Source organism: Streptomyces dysideae, from assembly GCF_001514305.1.
Taxonomy (GTDB): Bacteria; Actinomycetota; Actinomycetes; order Streptomycetales; family Streptomycetaceae; genus Streptomyces; species Streptomyces dysideae.
Genome location: NZ_KQ949118.1, coordinates 31941 through 50558 on the forward strand (window position 1 = coordinate 31941; position 18618 = coordinate 50558).

15 protein-coding genes and 1 pseudogene are annotated in these 18618 nt (G+C 71.7%); 3 read left to right on the top strand and 13 right to left on the bottom strand.

Annotated elements, in window-relative coordinates:
* Window positions 1-451: 451 nt before the first annotated feature.
* The 5 genes from AQJ91_RS41810 to bldG form a co-directional block, all read right to left on the bottom strand.
* On the bottom strand, window positions 452-1978 hold the full coding sequence (locus tag AQJ91_RS41810; protein WP_067033272.1) for a DUF7059 domain-containing protein: 1527 nt from the start codon (window positions 1976-1978) through the stop codon (window positions 452-454).
* An 89-nt stretch (window positions 1979-2067) separates the two neighbouring features.
* Window positions 2068-2655, bottom strand: coding sequence for a small secreted protein (locus AQJ91_RS41815; RefSeq protein ID WP_079085603.1), 588 nt, complete (start codon window positions 2653-2655; stop codon window positions 2068-2070).
* 194 nt (window positions 2656-2849) lie between these two features.
* Window positions 2850-5255, bottom strand: a complete 2406-nt coding sequence (locus tag AQJ91_RS41820) for a sodium-translocating pyrophosphatase (protein WP_067033277.1) — start codon at window positions 5253-5255, stop codon at window positions 2850-2852.
* 353 nt (window positions 5256-5608) lie between these two features.
* Window positions 5609-6040, bottom strand: coding sequence for an ATP-binding protein (locus AQJ91_RS41825; protein ID WP_067033279.1), 432 nt, complete (start codon window positions 6038-6040; stop codon window positions 5609-5611).
* Window positions 6041-6150: 110 nt separating this feature from the next.
* Window positions 6151-6492, bottom strand: a complete 342-nt coding sequence (bldG, locus tag AQJ91_RS41830; RefSeq protein WP_005475923.1) for an anti-sigma factor antagonist BldG — start codon at window positions 6490-6492, stop codon at window positions 6151-6153.
* Window positions 6493-6574: 82 nt separating this feature from the next.
* Between bldG and AQJ91_RS41835 the strand changes: the two genes are divergently transcribed.
* Entirely contained in the window at window positions 6575-9214 is a 2640-nt protein-coding gene (locus AQJ91_RS41835; protein ID WP_234383359.1) for a DEAD/DEAH box helicase, read from the top strand.
* Window positions 9215-9314: 100 nt separating this feature from the next.
* Here AQJ91_RS41835 and AQJ91_RS51145 read toward each other — a convergent pair.
* The 7 genes and pseudogenes from AQJ91_RS51145 to ssd form a co-directional block, all read right to left on the bottom strand.
* A pseudogene (locus AQJ91_RS51145) lies at window positions 9315-9626 on the bottom strand (Rv3654c family TadE-like protein); the annotation flags it as partial.
* Complete coding sequence (locus AQJ91_RS41840) at window positions 9623-9988, bottom strand: TadE family type IV pilus minor pilin (protein WP_079085605.1); 366 nt, start codon at window positions 9986-9988, stop codon at window positions 9623-9625. The gene AQJ91_RS41840 and the pseudogene AQJ91_RS51145, both read right to left, overlap by 4 nt.
* Window positions 9975-10193: a DUF4244 domain-containing protein gene (locus tag AQJ91_RS41845; RefSeq protein ID WP_067033286.1), complete on the bottom strand. Its 219-nt coding sequence runs from the start codon at window positions 10191-10193 to the stop codon at window positions 9975-9977. Before AQJ91_RS41845 ends, AQJ91_RS41840 begins: the two co-directional genes overlap by 14 nt.
* A gap of 55 nt (window positions 10194-10248) precedes the next feature.
* The gene (locus tag AQJ91_RS41850) at window positions 10249-11037 is read right to left on the bottom strand and encodes a type II secretion system F family protein (RefSeq protein ID WP_067033289.1); all 789 of its coding nucleotides are present in this window, start codon (window positions 11035-11037) and stop codon (window positions 10249-10251) included.
* A 341-nt stretch (window positions 11038-11378) separates the two neighbouring features.
* The gene (locus AQJ91_RS41855) at window positions 11379-12224 is read right to left on the bottom strand and encodes a type II secretion system F family protein (RefSeq protein ID WP_067033373.1); all 846 of its coding nucleotides are present in this window, start codon (window positions 12222-12224) and stop codon (window positions 11379-11381) included.
* 20 nt (window positions 12225-12244) lie between these two features.
* A complete protein-coding gene (locus AQJ91_RS41860; RefSeq protein ID WP_067033370.1) occupies window positions 12245-13405 on the bottom strand; it encodes a TadA family conjugal transfer-associated ATPase in 1161 nt (386 codons plus the stop codon).
* Between the two features lie 413 nt (window positions 13406-13818).
* Window positions 13819-14931 carry a septum site-determining protein Ssd gene (gene ssd, locus AQJ91_RS41870; protein WP_067033294.1) on the bottom strand — a complete coding sequence of 371 codons (1113 nt, stop codon included), beginning with the start codon at window positions 14929-14931 and terminating at the stop codon, window positions 13819-13821.
* Between the two features lie 586 nt (window positions 14932-15517).
* On the opposite strand from ssd, the gene AQJ91_RS41875 reads away from it, so the two are divergent.
* Window positions 15518-16351 carry an HAD family hydrolase gene (locus AQJ91_RS41875; protein ID WP_067033297.1) on the top strand — a complete coding sequence of 278 codons (834 nt, stop codon included), beginning with the start codon at window positions 15518-15520 and terminating at the stop codon, window positions 16349-16351.
* A 354-nt stretch (window positions 16352-16705) separates the two neighbouring features.
* On the opposite strand, the gene AQJ91_RS41880 is transcribed toward AQJ91_RS41875, so the two are convergent.
* Window positions 16706-17530 (bottom strand): Fic family protein, encoded by an 825-nt coding sequence (locus tag AQJ91_RS41880; protein WP_067033300.1) that lies wholly within the window; start codon window positions 17528-17530, stop codon window positions 16706-16708.
* Window positions 17531-17631: 101 nt separating this feature from the next.
* Between AQJ91_RS41880 and AQJ91_RS41885 the strand changes: the two genes are divergently transcribed.
* Window positions 17632-18612, top strand: coding sequence for an ATP-binding protein (locus tag AQJ91_RS41885; RefSeq protein WP_067033303.1), 981 nt, complete (start codon window positions 17632-17634; stop codon window positions 18610-18612).
* Window positions 18613-18618: the final 6 nt, after the last annotated feature.

Genomic DNA, 18618 nt, shown 5'->3' on the forward strand with positions numbered 1-18618 from the left:
CACGCGCCCTCGGACCGCGCCGGGTGTGGGTGTCTTTCCGGTCGACTTCTAGTGCCCCAACAGGCGACATTCGCCCCGTCGCGACGCCCGGCACGCTCCCCCACTGCCTTAAGGGCGTGGGAGGTGCCCCCACTCGCCGCACCGGGGCACAAACCCAAGTACGTCCAGTACGAGGGCTTGTACCCGGCACGCCGAGAGCACGCACCGGACGCCGCTCCTTAACGGGCGAACGTTGCCTGCCGGGGCACTAGGTGACGGCACGGCTGACGGTGTAGACGATCTTGTTGAGGCCGAGTTCCCAGCCGTAGCCGTCCGCTCCGGGCCCGGCGCCCTGGTGGACTCGAATGCGTCGCTCATTTCGCCGGGCGCCCGAACGCTCCCTATGACCTGGCCGTCGGGCCAGTCGTCGTCGCAGGCGAACGAACCCATCACGGGCGTGGCACGGAGACCGTCACCGAGCCGGATCGAGGAACCCCTGCTCCACCAGCAGCCGGATCTGCGCCGGCGTACGGTCCCGCAGCGTCACCGGATCCTCGCCCACCAGTTGGGCGATCGCGTCCAGAATGCGGCCCGCGCTCAGCGAACCGTCGCAGACGCCCGCGAAGCCCGCGCCGACCGTGTCCACCTTGGTGGCCCGGCGCATCCCGCGGTGCTGACGCAGCACCACATGCTCCGGGTCCTCGGCGCCGGGCAGCCCGACCTGCTCCTGCACGACCTCGGCGGCGAGCTTGAAGTGCCCCGCGAGCAGGGCCGCGTCGTCGTGGGCGCGCAGGTAGTCGAGGCGGTCGAAGTGCGCCCGTACGGTGTCGCCGAGCGGCTGTTCGACGGGGTGCGGCCATTCCTCCACGGTGACCGAGGGCACGGCGGCCCCCGTCTTCCGCAGGGTGATCCAGCCGAAGCCCACACCCTTCACCTTGCGCGCCTCGAACTCGTCCAGCCAAGCGTCGTACCGCGCCTGGTACTCGGCCACGTCGCCCCGGTGGTCGCCGGCGTCCCGCAGCCACAGCTCGGCGTACTGCGTGACGTCCTGCACCTCGCGCTGCACGATCCACGCGTCGCACCCTCGCGGTACCCACGACCTGAGCCTGTCCTGCCAGTCCTCCCCCTCCACGTGCTGCCAGTTGGCGAGGAACTGCGCGAACCCGCCCTCGTTCAGCCGCTCCCCCGCCCCCTGGACGATCGAGCGGCACAGATCGTCCCCGCCCATCCCGCCGTCGCGGTAGGTGAGACGGGCACCCGGCGAGATCACGAAGGGCGGGTTCGACACGATGAGGTCGTACGTCTCGTCGTCCCGCACCGGCTCGAACAGCGAGCCCTCGCGCAGGTCGGCTGCCGGGGCGCCGGACAGCGCCAGTGTGAGCGCGGTGATGTGCAGCGCGCGCGGGTTGAGGTCGGTGGCCGTCACGCGCGTGGCGTGCTGCGCGGCGTGCAGCGCCTGGATTCCCGAGCCGGTGCCGAGGTCGAGGGCCGAGGTGACGGGCGTACGGACAGTGATCCCGGCGAGTGTCGTGGACGCACCGCCGACCCCGAGGACGACACCCTCGTCCTTGCTCCCGATCCCGCCGGCGCCGCCGACCGCGCACCCGAGGTCGGACACGATGAACCAGTCCTCGCCGGCCGGCCCGCCGTACGGCCGTACATCGACCGTCGCCGCGACCTCGTCGCCGACCCGGACCAGCCACCCGCTCACCACGCACGTGTCGACGGGCAGTACGCCCGCCACGCGCGCGTGCGGCACGGGCTGCTGGAGCAGGAACAGCCGTACGAGCGTCTCCAGCGGCGTGTCCCCGCGGGTCGCCCGGAGCGCGGGCACGGTTTCGCTGCGCGCCAGCGCCGCGTACGCGGGGGCGCCGAGCAGTTCGAGCAGCCCGTCGGCGGTGAAGGAGGCCCCAAGCAGGGCGTCCCGCAGCCGGGCGGTGACGTCGGGGCGGTCGGAGGCGGGCAGGGGGGACAGGCTGGAGTTACTCACGCCCCCCATTGTGTCGGTTCGGACGGACATCGCGCGCGTCCGTGCGAAGGTCCCGGCACGCACGCGTACCGGGACCTCGACCGGGTGATCCGCGATCGTCAGCTCTTCGTCGCCGACGCCGACGCGGACGCCGACTTGCAGCTGGCCTGCTTGGCCATCGCCGTGCCGACGTCGCCCTCCTCCAGCTCCTTCAACGCGTCGCTGCCGCTCTTGCTGAGCTTGTCCAGCTCGGTGGCGATGTTCTTGAGACCGTCCGCGAACTTCGCCTGGTCCTTGGTATCGAGGGCGTCGACCTGCTTCTTCAGGGACGCGTACGACGAGGAGATGCTGTTGAGTTCCTTGACGGCGTTCTGCTGCTTCTTCTCGCCGTTCTCGACATCCGGTGCCCCGGCCTTCTGCACGGCCGCCCCTATCGCCTTGTAGGCGTCGGACATGTCCTGGAAGGCCTGTGCGTCGGCCTTCTGGACGTCCTCCGGCGTGCTGTTGTCCGAGGTCTCCTTCTGGATCGCCGCGTTGGCGGTCGTGATCTTCTTCGCCTGCGGCTGCACCGCGTCGCAGACCTGCTTGGCCCAGGCATCCAGCTTTTCGTTGTCGTCGCCGCCGCATCCCGACAGCGCCAGTACCAGTACCGCACCGCCGGACAGTGCGGCCGCGAGCTTCTTGTTCACCGGATTGGTCCCTTCCATGGCTCTCGGCCCCGGAACATACACGCCGGATGGGCGACAACCGTATGATGAACATCCGCTTTGACACCTATTGAAGCCATTTGCACCAAGAGAGAGAAGGCTCACGACGCGGGCGTGAACCACACGAGACGGGCGGACGCCGCGTCAACACGCGCCGCCCGCCCGCCCCTTGAACTGGGACCTCGTGAAACCCCCTACGAAACCACCGCCGGGTCGGCCGACTTGGCCACCTGCTCGGCGTCGTCTTCGTCACCCACGGCGATCCCGCGCCGCTTGGAGACGTAGACCGCGCCGACGATCACCAGGAGCGCGAGCACGGCGATGGTGATCCGTACGCCGATGCTCTTGTCCTCGCCGTAGCTGAACTTGATGACCGCGGGCGCGATGAGCAGTGCGACCAGGTTCATCACCTTCAGCAGCGGGTTGATCGCGGGGCCGGCAGTGTCCTTGAAGGGGTCGCCGACCGTGTCGCCGATCACCGTCGCGGCGTGGGCCTCACTGCCCTTGCCGCCGTGGTGGCCGTCCTCGACGAGTTTCTTGGCGTTGTCCCACGCGCCGCCGGAGTTGGCGAGGAACACCGCCATCAGCGTGCCCGCGCCGATCGCGCCCGCGAGGAACGAGCCGAGGGCGCCGACGCCGAGCGTGAACCCGATGAAGATGGGCGCCAGTACGGCGAGCAGGCCGGGCGTGGCGAGCTCCCTGAGGGCGTCCTTGGTGCAGATGTCGACGACCTTGCCGTACTCGGGCGTCTCGCTGTAGTCCATGATCCCGGGCTTCTCGCGGAACTGCCGCCGCACCTCGTAGACCACGGCACCCGCCGACCGCGACACGGCGTTGATGGCGAGCCCCGAGAAGAGGAAGACGACCGCCGCGCCCACGATGAGGCCGACGAGGTTGTTGGGCTGCGAGATGTCCATCATCAGGTTCAGCGGTGCGCCCTCGCCGGACACCCTCTCGCCCACCTCCTGCGCGCCGGTGAAGATCGCGTCGCGGTACGACCCGAAGAGCGCCGCCGCCGCCAGGACGGCGGTGGCGATGGCGATGCCCTTGGTGATGGCCTTGGTGGTGTTGCCGACCGCGTCCAGGTTGGTGAGCACCTGGGCGCCCGCGCCCTCGACGTCGCCCGACATCTCGGCGATGCCCTGCGCGTTGTCCGAGACCGGCCCGAAGGTGTCCATGGCGACGATCACACCGACCGTGGTGAGCAGGCCGGTGCCGGCCAGGGCCACCGCGAACAGCGCCAGCATGATGGACGTACCGCCGAGCAGGAAGGCCCCGTAGACGCCGAGGCCGATCAACAGGGCGGTGTAGACGGCCGATTCGAGGCCGATCGCGATACCGGCGAGGACCACGGTGGCCGGGCCGGTGAGTGAGGACTTGCCGATGTCCCTGACCGGCCGGCGTGTCGTCTCGGTGAAGTAGCCGGTCAGTTGCTGGATGACGGCGGCCAGCACGATGCCGATCGCCACCGCGACGACCGCGAGGATCCGCGGGTCGCCGCCCTTGGTCAGGATCTCCGTGTCGGTGACGCCGTCGAGGTCGGCGTACGACGACGGCAGGTACACGAAGACGGCGACGGCGACCAGCACGAGCGAGATCACCGCGGAGATGAAGAAGCCGCGGTTGATCGCCGACATCCCGCTGCGGTCCGCACGCCTCGGCGCCACCGCGAAGATGCCGATCATCGCGGTCACGACACCGATCGCGGGCACGAGCAGCGGGAACGCCAGCCCGGAGTCGCCGAAGGCCGCCTTGCCGAGGATCAGCGCGGCGACCAGGGTCACGGCGTACGACTCGAAGAGGTCGGCCGCCATGCCCGCGCAGTCGCCGACGTTGTCGCCCACATTGTCGGCGATGGTCGCGGCATTGCGCGGGTCGTCCTCCGGAATGCCCTGCTCGACCTTGCCGACCAGGTCGGCGCCGACGTCGGCGGCCTTGGTGAAGATGCCGCCGCCGACCCGCATGAACATGGCGATCAGCGCGGCGCCGAGGCCGAAGCCCTCGAGCACCTTCGGCGCGTCGGCCGCGTACACCAGCACCACACAGGAGGCGCCCAGCAGACCGAGCCCCACCGTGAACATGCCGACCACGCCGCCCGTGCGGAAAGCGATCTTCATTGCTTTGTGCGAGACGGCGGTGAGATCCTTTTCGGGTTCACCTTCCGCCGGGGTCGCTTCCCGAGCCGCCGCGGCGACGCGCACATTGCTGCGTACGGCGAGCCACATGCCGATATAGCCGGTGGCCGCCGAGAACGCGGCACCGATCAAGAAGAACACCGATCGGCCGGCGCGCTGATTCCAGTCGTCCGCGGGCAGCAGCATGAGCAGGAAGAACACCACCACGGCGAAGACGCCGAGCGTGCGCAGCTGCCGGGCCAGATAGGCGTTCGCACCTTCCTGGATGGCCGTCGCGATCTTCTTCATGCTGTCGGTGCCCTCGCCCGCCGCGAGCACCTGGCGCACCAGGATGCCTGCGACCACGAGCGCGGCCAGCGCGACGGCCGCGATGACCATCACGATGATCTGGTTGTCGTCGGTCAGCACTGCGGCTGCGAAGGTTGTGGGCTGATCCAACTGATGAGGGGTAGAAAGCCCCGCCATTCGTCCTCCTTGACGCTTGGGCTGAGCTCAAGATGTGGACGGATTGTAGGTACCGGAACCTGATCAAAACAGTGTGCGGTAAGTGGAATTGGCCTTCACATGCTCTTCAGCAAACGATCGGCCGCCGACCACGGAACCCGAAAGTGGTAACGCCTCAAAGGCATTGACGACTGCATTTCTTGATCGTTTATCTGATCGAATTATCGCGCGCTTGATCGTGAAAGTGATCGTGAAGGAATTCACGAAATCCATCGGGTGCGATCACCGAGACCACTGTAGGCACAGAAACCACGCGCCGACATGCCGAAGGGCCCTACCAGGTAGGGCCCTTCGGTACAGAACGGGGGTGTGAGTCAGGCGAGCACCGCGGTGGGCGGTGCGCTCGGCCAGGTCATACGGATCAGGCCGCCGTGCTCCCCGGCGGTGACCTCGACGTCGTCGACGAGGCCACTGATGACCGCGAGGCCCATCTCGTCCTCCTCGGCCTCCGCGTCGTCGCCCGCGGAGCCGGGTGCCCGGTCTCCGGGGGCGGAACGCGGCGCCTCGTCGCCGACCTCGATGGAGAACTGCTTCTCCTCCTCGATCAGCAGCACCTTCACGGGCGCGGCGATGCCGCCGCTCTGGTGCAGTCCGACGGCACGAGTACAGGCCTCGCCGACGGCGAGCCGGACCTCGTCGAGTACGGCCTCGTCCACTCCGGCCCTGCGCGCCACCGCTGCCGCCACCAACCGGGCGGTCCTGACGTGCTCGGGCAGCGCGCTGAAGCGGAGTTCAACGGTGGCCATGCATCCCCCTCGGAACTACGGGCGTGCTGTCCGGAGGACCGGGCCGCCGAAAGCCCGGACCCCCTTCGTTTCACTTCTTCCGCCCCGGACACGGAGCCCGGGGCCTACGGTCAGTCGGTGGCCGCCACCGCTTCGTCGACCGAGGTGTGGATCGGGAACACCTTGGTCAGACCGGTGATGCGGAAGATCTTCAGAATGCGCTCCTGGTTGCAGACCAGGCGCAGCGAGCCCTCATGGGCACGCACACGCTTCAGGCCGCCGACCAGCACGCCGAGCCCGGTGGAGTCGAGGAAATCCACGCCCTCCATGTCTACGACGAGGTGGAAACTCCCGTCGTTCACCAGCTCGACCAGCTGCTCGCGCAGCTTGGGCGCGGTATATACGTCGATTTCACCACCGACCTCGACGACCGTACGATCGCCGACGGTACGGGTCGACAGGGACAGGTCCACGGATCCTCCAGCACCTTGCTATCGAGCGGTCGTCCCATGGGACACCTCGGCTTGAAGCCCCCAGGACGGTTCGCCAGCCGCGATGGCATTCAATCACTTACCGGCAGGCGTGCACGACGCCTTGGTCCCATTGTCCGCCACGCCAGTGACACACTCGGTGCCGATGGCCAAGAATCACCGATCCGATCAACCCTCGACGGACCCCGCCTCCCGGCCGGAACCGGGCACGGTCCTGGACCGGCTCGCCTCGGGGCCGAGCCGGGCTGCGCGCATCACTCATACGGAGCATGTGCCCCCGCGAGAGGGCCGCCATGCCGTCTGGCCTGACCGGATCCGTTCCGAGGTGATCGCCGCCGTGCACACGGCGGGAATCGAACACCCCTGGGCCCACCAGGCACGCGCCGCCGAGCACGCCCTGGACGGCGACTCGGTGGTCGTCGCCACGGGCACGGCGTCGGGCAAGTCCCTGGCGTATCTCGTACCGGTCCTCTCGACACTCCTGGACGGTTCCGAGGCCCCGAACGGCCGCGGCGCCACCGCCCTCTACCTGGCCCCCACGAAGGCGCTCGCGGCGGACCAGTGCCGATCGGTGAAGGAACTTTCACAACCTTTGGGCAATTCCGTACGCCCGGCCGTGTACGACGGCGATACTCCGTTCGAGGAGCGCGAGTGGATCCGCCAGTACGCCAACTACGTGCTGACCAACCCCGACATGCTGCACCGCGGCATACTCCCGTCCCACCCCCGCTGGTCCTCCTTCCTGAAGTCGCTGAAGTACGTCGTCATCGACGAGTGCCACACCTACCGCGGCGTCTTCGGCTCCCACGTCGCCCAGGTCCTGCGCCGGTTGCGCCGCCTGTGCGCCCGCTACGGGGCCTCTCCCGTCTTCCTGCTGGCCTCCGCGACCGCCGCGGAGCCCTCGGTGGCCGCGGGCCGCCTCACCGGCCTCCCGGTGCTGGAGGTGGCCGACGACGCCTCTCCGCGTGGTGAACTGGTGTTCGCCCTCTGGGAACCCCCGCTCACCGAACTCCACGGCGAGAAGGGCGCCCCCGTCCGCCGTACCGCCACCGCCGAGACGGCCGACCTGCTGACCGACCTCGCCGTCCAGGGTGTCCGCACGGTCGCCTTCGTACGCTCCCGGCGCGGCGCCGAGCTGATCGCGGTCATCGCCCAGGAACGGCTGGCCGAGGTCGACCGCTCGCTGGCGAGGCGCGTGGCGGCGTACCGCGGCGGCTACCTCCCCGAAGAACGCCGCGCCCTCGAACAGGCCCTGCACTCCGGCGAACTCCTCGGCCTCGCCGCCACCACCGCCCTCGAACTCGGTATCGACGTCTCCGGGTTGGACGCCGTCCTCATCGCCGGCTACCCGGGCACGCGCGCGTCCCTGTGGCAGCAGGCGGGCCGGGCCGGCCGCTCCGGGCAGGGCGCGCTGGCGGTCCTGATCGCCCGCGACGACCCGCTGGACACGTACCTCGTCCACCACCCCGAAGCCCTCTTCGACCAGCCGGTCGAATCCACGGTCCTGGACCCCGACAACCCGTACGTGCTGGCCCCGCACCTGTGCGCGGCGGCGGCGGAACTGCCGCTGACGGACGAGGACCTGACGCTGTTCGGCCCGGAGACCGAGGCCCTGCTCCCCCAGCTGGAGGCCGCGAAACTACTCCGCCGCCGCACGAAGGCCTGGCACTGGACCCGCCGGGAACGGGCCGCCGACCTCACCGACATCCGCGGCGGGGGCGGCAGACCGGTCCAGGTCGTGGAGTCGGGCACCGGCCGCCTCCTCGGCACGGTCGACGCGGGCGCCGCGCACACGACGGTGCACGAGGGCGCGGTGCACCTGCACCAGGGCCGCACGTACCTGGTGCGGTCACTGGACCTGGAGGACTCGGTCGCCTTGGTCGAGCAGGCCGGCCCGTCGTATTCGACGGTCGCCCGCGACACGACCTCGATCTCCGTCCTGGATACGGACGTCGAGATCCCATGGGGCGACGGCCGCCTGTGCTACGGCTCCGTCGAGGTCACCAACCAGGTCGTCTCCTTCCTCCGCAGACGTCTCATCACCGGTGAAGTGCTGGGCGAGACGAAACTCGACCTCCCTCCTCGTACGCTCCGCACCCGTGCGGTGTGGTGGACGGTCACCGAGGACCAGCTGAACGAGGCCCGGATCAACCCGGAGATCCTCGGCGGCGCCCTGCACGCCGCCGAGCACGCGTCGATCGGCATGCTGCCCCTCTTCGCGACCTGCGACCGCTGGGACATCGGCGGCGTCTCGGTCCCGCTCCACCCCGACACGCTCCTTCCGACGGTCTTCGTCTACGACGGCCACCCCGGCGGCGCGGGCTTCGCGGAGCGCGCCTTCCACACCGCCCGCGCCTGGCTCACCGCCACCCGCCAGGCCATCGCGTCCTGCGAGTGCGACGCCGGCTGCCCGTCCTGCATCCAGTCCCCCAAGTGCGGCAACGGGAACGATCCGTTGCACAAGAGGGGGGCTGTGCGGCTGCTGACGGTGCTGCTGCGGGGAGCGCCCGAGGAGAGAGCGGAGGGGGAGCCGACAGGGCCTACGGAGGCGGCTGGTCGGGGTCCGGAGGGGGAGGCGGCACCGCAGGGTCCGCCGACAGCCCCGACCCCGACCCCGACCCCGACCCCGACCCCGACCCCGACCCCGCAGGATCTGCCGACGAAGGCGGCACCGCAAGGTCCCCCGACGACCCCGGCCCCGTAGGGCCAGCCGGTGGAGGCCCCGGTGGCTGGAGCGGCCCCGCCGGTCCCGCCCGTGCCCTGACCTCCGCCGCGAACGGCCCCCGGCCCGACGCCGCCGTCACGTCCGAGATCTCGCCCACGATCGCGCACCGCACGAGCCGTACGCCCTGGGCCCGGGCCACCCGGTCCGCCCGGGCGCAGGCCGCCGTGCCGCCCTCCGACCAGTGGTCCGCCGCCGCGAGGGCCGCGAGATCCGCGCCCCCGGCCGCACGGTGCCGGGTCACGGCGGCCTGCCCCAGGGCCAGTACGACGCCGAAGACCACGCACAGCACGGCGATCACACCGACGCTCCAGACGGTGGCGGAGCCACGGTCCGAGGCAAAGCGGCCCTTCCCGTCCCCAACCTTCACGCCCCTGCCACCTCCGCCGTTCACGTCCCCGCCCCCACCGTCTCCTCCGCCGCCGCCACGGCCTCCTCCCGTACCTCGAAGGGCAGACCGCCCAGTACCGGCGGCTTCGCCACGACCACCACACGGACCTGGTCACCGTCCCGGCTGACCGTGACCGTCGCGCCGCGCGGGGCGGCGTCACGGGCCACCTCGACCACGGCGTCGGCTGGATCCTGGCGGGCCGCCGCGCGGGCGCCCGTCCGTGCCGCGTCCACACACTGGATCTGCGCGGCCACCACGAGCAGCCCCCACACCAGCGCCATCGCGAACATCACCAGCACCGGCAGCACCACGGCCGACTCCGCCGTCACGAACCCCCGATCCGCCCGTCGCTCACATCCGCGCATCGAGCGCCCGTTTCACCACGGCCTGCAGCTCCGCGCTGACCTGCCCGCTGGTCACGACCTTGTAGAGCACCGCGGCGAACGCCACCGCCGCGATGATCCCCATCGCGTACTCGGAGGTGACCATGCCCGCGTCCTTCCGCGCCCCGCACACCAGAGCGTGCAGCCGCGCCCGTACCGCCCGTACCGCCTGTACCGCCTTGTACATCTCAACCCCCGTGAGGATCAGTTCCCTTGACTTCTGGTCGCTCGCTACCGGCTACTCATCCACCGCCCCCTCCCAGCACCCCGTCCGCGAGCCCGATCACCACCGGCAGCACACCGACCGCGATGAACGCGGGCAGGAAGCACAGCCCCACCGGTGCGCTGACCGTCACGGCCGCCCTACGCGCGCGTGCCGCCGCCGTGCGCGTCCACTCGGCGCGGGCTTCCGCCGCGAGCCGCGCGACCGGTCCGGCCGCGGGAAGTCCGGACACGTCGGCCCGTTCCAGCAGCCGCGCCAGCGCCCCGGCCCCCGGCAGCGAGGCCAACTTCCGCCATGCCTCGCCCGGTTCGCCACCGAGCCGCACCTCGGCCGCACCTCGCGCCAGCCCGTCTCCGACGGGACCGCCGAGGGCCTCACCCACGGCCTGCGCGGCGATCACCGGTCCGGCGCCGGCCGCGATACAGGCGGCCAGCAGGTCGGCGGCGAGCGGAAGTTGCCGAGCCACCTCACCGGCGTCGTACGCCTCCGCGACATCGCCGGCCACCTGCCGAAGCCGCCACCGCCACAACCCACCGCCGACGACCAGCCCCACGACCACACCGGCAACCCCGCCGACCAGCACCCACCCGGCACACACCGCCCCCACGACCGGCAGCCACCGCCGTACGCCGTCCCGCACCGCGAACCGCGACCGCCCCGGCGTCACCTCCACCTCCGCCAGCAGCTCCCCCAACCGCCGCCGAACCCTCCGCTCCAGCCGCACAGCCACCACCCACCGCACCAGCCACCCCAGGACCAGCACACTCCCCACAGTCACCCCCAGCCTGTGGACAACTTCCGCACTCACGCCGCCTCCCACTCCTGGCCTCGCTCTGCTCCCGACCTCACGCCGCCTCCTCACCGGATACTCCCTGCGCCTGCCGACCTCGCCCCGGGCTGTGACCGCGCTGGTCACGCCGCTGCGCGAGAACCCGCGCTTCCTCGGCTGGCTGCGGGGCCGGATCGGCCGCTCCCGCATGGACATCCCTCTCCCGACCCCTCCCTGCTCCCGGCCTCACACCGCCGCCCTCTCCGGCCCCACGCCGCTCCACAGCCCCGCTGACGCCCTCACACGGCTCCAAGCCCCCGCGCCCGCCCGACGCCCGCCCGCACCCGTCCCAGCCCCACCCACGCCTACTCCGACCGCCCTCACACCGCCGCCGCGCCCCGCACAATCCGCATCGCCCACCACATCCCCAGCCCCTCCAGCACCCCGCCGACCACCAGGCACCCCAGCCCCGCCCCGGTATGCAGCAGCACCCGCAACGGATCGGCGCCGAGCGCCACGCCAAGCAGCAACCCCAGGACCGGCAGCCCCGCGAGCATCACCGCGGTCGACCGGGCGCCGGCCAACTGAGCGCGCAGATCGGCCCGTTGATCCCGCTCGGCCCGCAACGCCGCCTCGAGCCGGTCCAGTCCGGCCGCGAGCCCCGCGCCCTGGTCCACGGCCACCCGCCAGCACGCCGCGAGCCCCGAAAGACCTTCCGCCCCCGGCTGCCGTGCCGCCGCCGCGAGTGCGCCCGGCACATCCCCGCCGAACCGCGCCGCCGCCAGCACCGCCGCCTGCGCCTCGCCGAGCCCGCCGGAGTCCCGCGTGGCCCGCAGCAACGCCTCCCCCGGCTGCCGCCCGGCCCGCACCTCCCCGGCGAGCACTCCGCACAGCCCGATCACCGCGTCCCCGCGACGCTCCCGTGCCCGCCGCGCCTCCCCGGCCAGCCGCACCCGCCGCAGTACCGGCACGCCGGCCGCCCCCGCGACGACCGGCACCACCGAGGACCCCAGCACCGCCAGCACCAGCCCGACGACGACCGCCCACCACTCGGCCCGCAGCCGCCCCCGGATCCGCCGCAACTCCCCGGTCAGCTCCCGCCACCCGGGCGGCCCGACTCCGGCCACCCCGCCGCCCGCGAGCAGCAACTGCGCCCGCCGCGCCCCGGAGTTCCGCCCGCCGAGCAGCCACACCGCAGCCCCGACGCAGGCCACGGCCGCGCCCATCGACAGCTCACTCGTCCCGCTCACCGCTCCCCCGTTCCGACGTCCCGCAGCAGCCCCCGCAGCCGCTCCCAACCCCGCTCGTACGCGAACGCCTCCGCGCCCCACCGCAGCGCCGGCACCGTACGCACCAGTCCCGACGGATCCCGCTCCAGCACGTGCACCTCGGCGATCCGCCGCCGCCCGGTCCGGTCGCGCACGAGATGCAGGACGACCGACAGCGCGGCCGCCAACTGGCTGTGCAGCGCGGCCCGGTCGAGCCCGGCCGCCGTGCCGAGCGCCTCCAGCCGGGCCGGTACATCGGCCGCGGCGTTGGCATGGACAGTGCCGCAGCCACCCTCGTGGCCGGTGTTCAGAGCAGCCAGCAGATGCACCACTTCGGGCCCGCGCACCTCACCCACGACCAACCGGTCCGGCCGCATCCGCAACGCCTGCCGCACCAGGTCCTCGAGGGTGACGAGGCCCGCGCCCTCCTGGTTGGCGGGCCGGCTCTCCAGGCGTACGACGTGCGGATGGTCGGGCCGCAGCTCCGCCGAGTCCTCGGCGAGCACGATCCGCTCCCCGGGCCCGACGAGCCCCAACAGGGCACTCAATAGCGTCGTCTTGCCGGTGCCGGTCCCGCCGCTGATGAGGAAGGACAGCCGTGCGTCGAGCAGCGCCCGCAGCACCCGGTCCCCGCCCGGCGGCACCGTCCCCGCCGCCACCAGCTCGTCGAGCGTGAACGCCCGTGGCCGTACGACCCGCAGCGACAGACAGGCGCAGCCCACGGCGACCGGTGGCAGCACCGCGTGCAGGCGAGTCCCGTCGGGCAGCCGCGCGTCGACCCACGGCCGCGCGTCGTCGAGGCGCCGCCCGGCGACCGCGGCCAGACGCTGCGCGAGTCGCCGTACGGCCGCCGCGTCGGGGAAGGCCACGGACGTCAACTCCAGCCCGCCGCCCCGGTCCACCCAGACCCGGTCCGGCCCCGACACCAGCACGTCGGTCACCGACGGATCGGCGAGCAGCGGCTCCAGCGGCCCGCTCCCCACCAGCTCGGACCGCAACCGCTCGGCGGCACCGAGCACTTCGGCGTCCCCGAGCACCCGCCCCTGCTCCCGCAGCGCCTGCGCCACCCGCGCGGGCGTCGGCTCGCCCCCGCTCTCGGCCAGCCACTGCCGCACCCCGTCGAGCAGCCCGGGCGACATCTCCGAACCGCCCGCCGACGCCTGCCACCCGGACGACGCACTCACCAGGCCACCCGGCGTCTGCCATCCAGAGGCCCCAACCGCCGCCCCACCGGCTCCCCCAGGCGCCGAAGCCGCACCGGCCGCCCAAGGGCTGCCTCCAGGCCCGCGCGACGCACTCACCGCCGCAGGAACGCCACCAGGCCCGTACGACGCCCCCACCAGGCCACCCGGCACCTGCCGCCCAGACACGGCAACCACCGCCCCACCAACTCCCCGAGGCGCCCACGACGCACCGGCCACCCCACGTCCCCCTCCAGGCCCGCGCGACGCAGCCGCCACCCCACGGCCCCCATCAAACCCGCGGGGCACACGCACCACCCCACCAACACCACGAAGCCCGCGTGGCGCACCCACAACCCCCAACGCCGTACTCACGCGCCCCCCGCCTCCAAAAGCGCCCGCTCCCAAAACCCCTTGCAGAACCGCGCCAGCGGCCCCCGCCCCGCCACCCCCGGCGGCTCCTTGCCCTCGTCCGGCCGGAGCAGCCCCGACTCGACCGGCACCTCGCCCGCCAGTGGCAGCCCGAGCAGCCGGGCCACCTCACGGTCGTCGAGGCCGGGTGCGTACGGCCCGCGTACCGCCACCCGCAGGTCCCGCAGGACCATCCCGACCGCGGAGGCGACCCGTCCCGCCGCGGCGACGGCGCGGAGTTCCGCGGGGACCACGAGGATCCCGAGGTCGAGCTGGGCGAGCGCCTCGGCGACCCCGTCGTCGATACGGCGCGGCAGGTCGACGACGACCGTGCCGCCCCGGCGCCGGGCCGCGGCCAGCACCGCGCGGACCGCCTGCGGCGGGATGGCGACGCAGTCGCCGCGGTCCCAGCTGAGGACGCGCAGGGAGTGCAGCCGGGGCAGCGACTCCTCCAAGGCCCCGCCGCCGACCCGCCCGCGCGAGGCGGCGAACGCGGGCCAGCGCAGGCCCTCCGCGGTCTCTCCGCCGAGGAGTACGTCGAGTCCGCCGCCCAGCGGATCGGCGTCCACGAGGAGGCTGCGCAGCCCTTCACGCGCGGACGTGACGGCGAGGGCGCACGCGAGCGTGGACGCTCCGGCCCCGCCGCGGCCGCCGATGACGCCGACGGTGAGGGCGGGCCGGCCGACGCCCTCGGCGACGTCGGCGATGCGGTCGACCAGCCACTGCTCCCCGTCGGGCAGCATCAGGACGTGGTCGGCGCCGATCTCGACGGCCCGCCGCCAGACCCCGGAGTCGTCCTGGTCCCGGCCGACCAGCACCACGCCTCTGCGGCGCGCGGCCCCGCGTACACGCCGTACGGCGTCGTCGCCGACCAGGACAAGCGGTGCCGCCTCCCAGCTGCTTCTCGGCTCCGGCACCCCGTGGTGGACCTCCGGTGTGGCGCCGGCGGCCGCGCACAGACGCAGCAGGTCGTCCAGCAGTTCGACGTCCTCCGTGACGATCAACGGCTTGCCGGGCCGCCCCGAGGCGGCGGGCGGCGGATCGTGTGTGACAGCTGCGGTCACGGCTGCCATCCCCCTTCGCTGCGTTGCTCGCGCGGCCCGCACGGCCCCGCGAATCCCAGACATGTGGAGAACCGGCGACCGGCCTCCATATGAGCGGCCGATACGAACCGGCCAAACGCGCCCGACTAACCGGATCCGGCCATGAACTCGCCGCGAGCGGGACGCGCTGGAATCACGGTGCAGCGATCCCGGAAATCTTGTGGATCTTGGTCGATATCTGTGGACAACTCAGCGGTTGTGAATATCGCCGTCACCCATACCGGTGACCCCCGTGCCACCCCCTGTGCGACTTCCACAGAGCAGCGCGACGGTTACGTACAGTGATGGATCACGGGCGCGCGGAAGAGGCGGCCGCAGCCGCCTCGCGTCGGCCTCGCGGCCGTGGAGAGAAGGGGGGAAGGGGCGGGAAAACCCATCCGGACATGCGACGACCCCCGCCGGGGGGGAGAGCGGGGGTCGTCTCCACGGCCGACTCGGGGGGGGAGGAGCCGGACCGGGTTAGCACGGTCGCGAACGATCCGTGACTTCCATGGTGTACCCGAGAGGCCTCTCAGGCAAACCCACGCGCCCACCTTACGCCGAATGGGCTGCGCCTATGCTCAAGCCTGTGGAAAACCACTCCTTGCCCCGCACAGCGGCCTTCTTTGACCTGGACAAGACGGTCATTGCGAAGTCGAGCACGCTCACCTTCAGCAAGTCGTTCTACCAAGGCGGTCTGATCAACCGCAGAGCCGTCCTGCGCACCGCCTACGCCCAGTTCGTCTTCCTCGCGGGCGGCGCCGACCACGACCAGATGGAGCGGATGCGCGAGTACCTGTCCGCGCTGTGCCGCGGCTGGAACGTCCAGTTGGTCAAGGAGATCGTCGCCGAGACGCTGCACGACCTGATCGACCCGATCATCTACGACGAGGCCGCCTCCCTCATCGAGGAGCACCACATCGCCGGCCGCGACGTCGTGATCGTGTCCACGTCGGGCGCCGAGGTGGTCGAGCCGATCGGCGAACTCCTGGGCGCCGACCGGGTGGTGGCGACCCGCATGGTCGTGGGCGACGACGGCTGCTTCACCGGGGAGGTGGAGTACTACGCGTACGGCCCGACCAAGGCCGAGGCGGTCAAGGAGCTGGCCGAGTCCGAGGGGTACGACCTCTCCCGCTGCTACGCATACAGCGACTCGGCGACGGACGTCCCGATGCTGGAGTCCGTGGGCCATCCGCACGCCGTGAACCCTGACCGCGCGCTGCGCCGGGAAGCCCTCGCGCGCGGGTGGCCGATTCTGGACTTCCACCGGCCGGTGCGGCTCAAGCAGCGGATTCCCACGTTCTCCGTGCCACCCCGTCCGGCACTCGTCGCGGCGGCGGCGATAGGAGCCGCGGCGGCCACCGCGGGCCTCGTCTGGTACGCCAGTCGGCGCCGCGCGGCGATCGCCTGACCGACCGCTGCCCGTTTAACGCCTTTTTGAGAGTGAAAGTAAAGAACCGCAGCCAGCACTTCCGCTTGCTGCGGACCTGGAGTACAAAGGACTCAACGGCCCGCGAGACCAAGGACATCCGAGAGGATCACCTTAAAAACGCATTTGGCCCCACGGACCGAGCATGGACACCGGGCACCCACGCGACGTCGACCCGTCGATTACGGGCCAGCCGCACCAGGGACGGGCAAAGTTTCCCGACCTGATGGGCAATATATCGAGGACGCTTGGTAACCCGGTGGACATGCCAGCGGCGGTACGAGAACTCGTACCGCCGCAACCTTTGTACGGCCCCCGGATGACGGCCTTGTCTCGTTACGCCGCCCCGCGCTGCAGCGCCTCGCACACCGCCGTCGACTCACGGGCGCCCAGCTCGACGGCCTTGCCGCAGTGGGCGATCCAGGCGGCCATGCCTTCCGGGGTGCCGGAGACATAGCCGTCAAGCGCCGCCAGATAGGCCGCGCGGCCCAGTTCGGCGTGGCCGACCTCGGCCGGGCAGACCGACTTCGGGTCGAGGCCGCTGCCGACCAGGACGATGCGTTCGGCCGCGCGCGCGACCAGGCCGTTGTGCGAGGTGAAGGGGCGCAGCGCGAGGAGTTCACCGTGCACGACGGCGGCCTGCACCAACGCGGGCGCCGAACCGCCGGCGATGACCAGTTCGGCCAGGCCGTCCAGGCGGCCGTGCGTCTCCGCCGCGCCCGGCAGCGGCAGTTCGATCAGCGGCTCGTCGACCGGCTCGGCCGCCTGACGCGGACGCCCGACCTGCTCGCCCTTGGTCGCCGCCGCCACCAGATGCAGCCGCGCCAGCACCCGCAGCGGCGACTGCCGCCAGATGGACAGCAGTTGGCCCGCCTCGGCGGTCAGCCTGAGCGCCGCGCCCATGACGCGCGCATCGTCGTCACCGCTGAAGTCGGTGCGGCGGCGCACCTCTTCGAGCGCCCAGTCGGCGCCGGACAGGGCGCCGGAGCCGCGGGCGCCGCGCAGGGCCGCCTCGGAGGTGATCTCGTTGCTGCGGCGCCGCATGACCCGGTGCCCGTAGACCCGGTCCACGGCCTTGCGCACGGACTCCACGGACTCGGCCACACCGGGCAGCGAGCCCAGGGCCGCGAGCGGATCGGCGTTCGCCCCTGTCGTACTCATGAGTACGACAGTAAGCGCCCGGGGGGTGCGCCCCACGATCGAGTGGCCTTCTTCACGTCCGTGCGCCATGTACAGCCATCGCGGCACTACCCTTAGTGAACATGAAAATTGCTTTCGTCGGGAAGGGCGGCAGTGGCAAGACGACCCTGTCCTCCCTGTTCATCCGCCATCTCGCGGCCGCCGGCACACCGGTCGTCGCGATCGACGCCGACATCAACCAGCACCTCGGGACCGCGCTCGGCCTCGACGAGCAGGAGGCCGCCGCACTTCCCGCGATGGGCGACCGGCTGCCGCTGATCAAGGACTATCTGCGCGGCACCAACCCGCGCATCGCCTCCGCCGGGACGATGATCAAGACGACACCGCCCGGCGAGGGCTCGCGGCTGCTGCAGGTGCGCGAGAACAATCCGGTGTACGACGCCTGCGCCCGGCCGGTGGAACTCGACGGCGGCGCCGTCCGTTTGATGGTCACCGGCCCCTTCACGGACGCCGACCTGGGGGTCGCCTGCTACCACTCCAAGACGGGAGCGGTGGAGCTGTGCCTGAACCATCTGATGGACGGACCGGACGAGTACGTCGTGGTGGACATGACGGCGGGCTCGGACTCCTTCGCCTCCGGCATGTTCACCCGCTTCGACATCACGTTCCTCGTCGCCGAGCCGACCCGGAGGGGGGTCTCCGTCTACCGCCAGTACAAGGAGTACGCCCGTGACTACGGCGTCACCCTGAAGGTCGTCGGCAACAAGGTGCACGGGCAGGACGACCTCGACTTCCTCCGCACCGAAGTAGGGGACGACCTGCTTGTGACGGTCGGGCACTCGGACTGGGTGCGCGCCATGGAGAAGGGCCGGCCGCCCCGGTTCGAGCTCCTGGAGGACCACAACCGCACCGCGCTGCGCCGGCTGCGGACGGCCGCCGACGCGACGTACGGACTGCGGGACTGGGAGCGCTACACGCGCCAGATGGTGCACTTCCACCTGAAGAACGCGCAGTCGTGGGGCAACGAACGGACGGGGGCCGACCTGGCCGCGCAGGTCGACCCCGGCTTCGTCCTCGGCGAGGGGGTCGTCACCCCGGCCTGACGGCTC

Coding starts and splice junctions, on each gene's coding strand:
- AQJ91_RS41810 (WP_067033272.1), bottom strand. CDS start 1,978: ATGGGGGGCGTGAGTAACTCCAGCCTGTCCCCCCTGCCCGCCTCCGAC.
- AQJ91_RS41815 (WP_079085603.1), bottom strand. CDS start 2,655: ATGGAAGGGACCAATCCGGTGAACAAGAAGCTCGCGGCCGCACTGTCC.
- AQJ91_RS41820 (WP_067033277.1), bottom strand. CDS start 5,255: ATGGCGGGGCTTTCTACCCCTCATCAGTTGGATCAGCCCACAACCTTC.
- AQJ91_RS41825 (WP_067033279.1), bottom strand. CDS start 6,040: ATGGCCACCGTTGAACTCCGCTTCAGCGCGCTGCCCGAGCACGTCAGG.
- AQJ91_RS41835 (WP_234383359.1), top strand. CDS start 6,575: ATGGCATTCAATCACTTACCGGCAGGCGTGCACGACGCCTTGGTCCCA.
- AQJ91_RS41840 (WP_079085605.1), bottom strand. CDS start 9,988: ATGCGCGGATGTGAGCGACGGGCGGATCGGGGGTTCGTGACGGCGGAG.
- AQJ91_RS41845 (WP_067033286.1), bottom strand. CDS start 10,193: ATGTACAAGGCGGTACAGGCGGTACGGGCGGTACGGGCGCGGCTGCAC.
- AQJ91_RS41855 (WP_067033373.1), bottom strand. CDS start 12,224: ATGGGCGCGGCCGTGGCCTGCGTCGGGGCTGCGGTGTGGCTGCTCGGC.
- AQJ91_RS41860 (WP_067033370.1), bottom strand. CDS start 13,405: ATGTCGCCCGGGCTGCTCGACGGGGTGCGGCAGTGGCTGGCCGAGAGC.
- ssd (WP_067033294.1), bottom strand. CDS start 14,931: ATGGCAGCCGTGACCGCAGCTGTCACACACGATCCGCCGCCCGCCGCC.
- AQJ91_RS41875 (WP_067033297.1), top strand. CDS start 15,518: ATGCTCAAGCCTGTGGAAAACCACTCCTTGCCCCGCACAGCGGCCTTC.
- AQJ91_RS41880 (WP_067033300.1), bottom strand. CDS start 17,530: ATGAGTACGACAGGGGCGAACGCCGATCCGCTCGCGGCCCTGGGCTCG.
- AQJ91_RS41885 (WP_067033303.1), top strand. CDS start 17,632: ATGAAAATTGCTTTCGTCGGGAAGGGCGGCAGTGGCAAGACGACCCTG.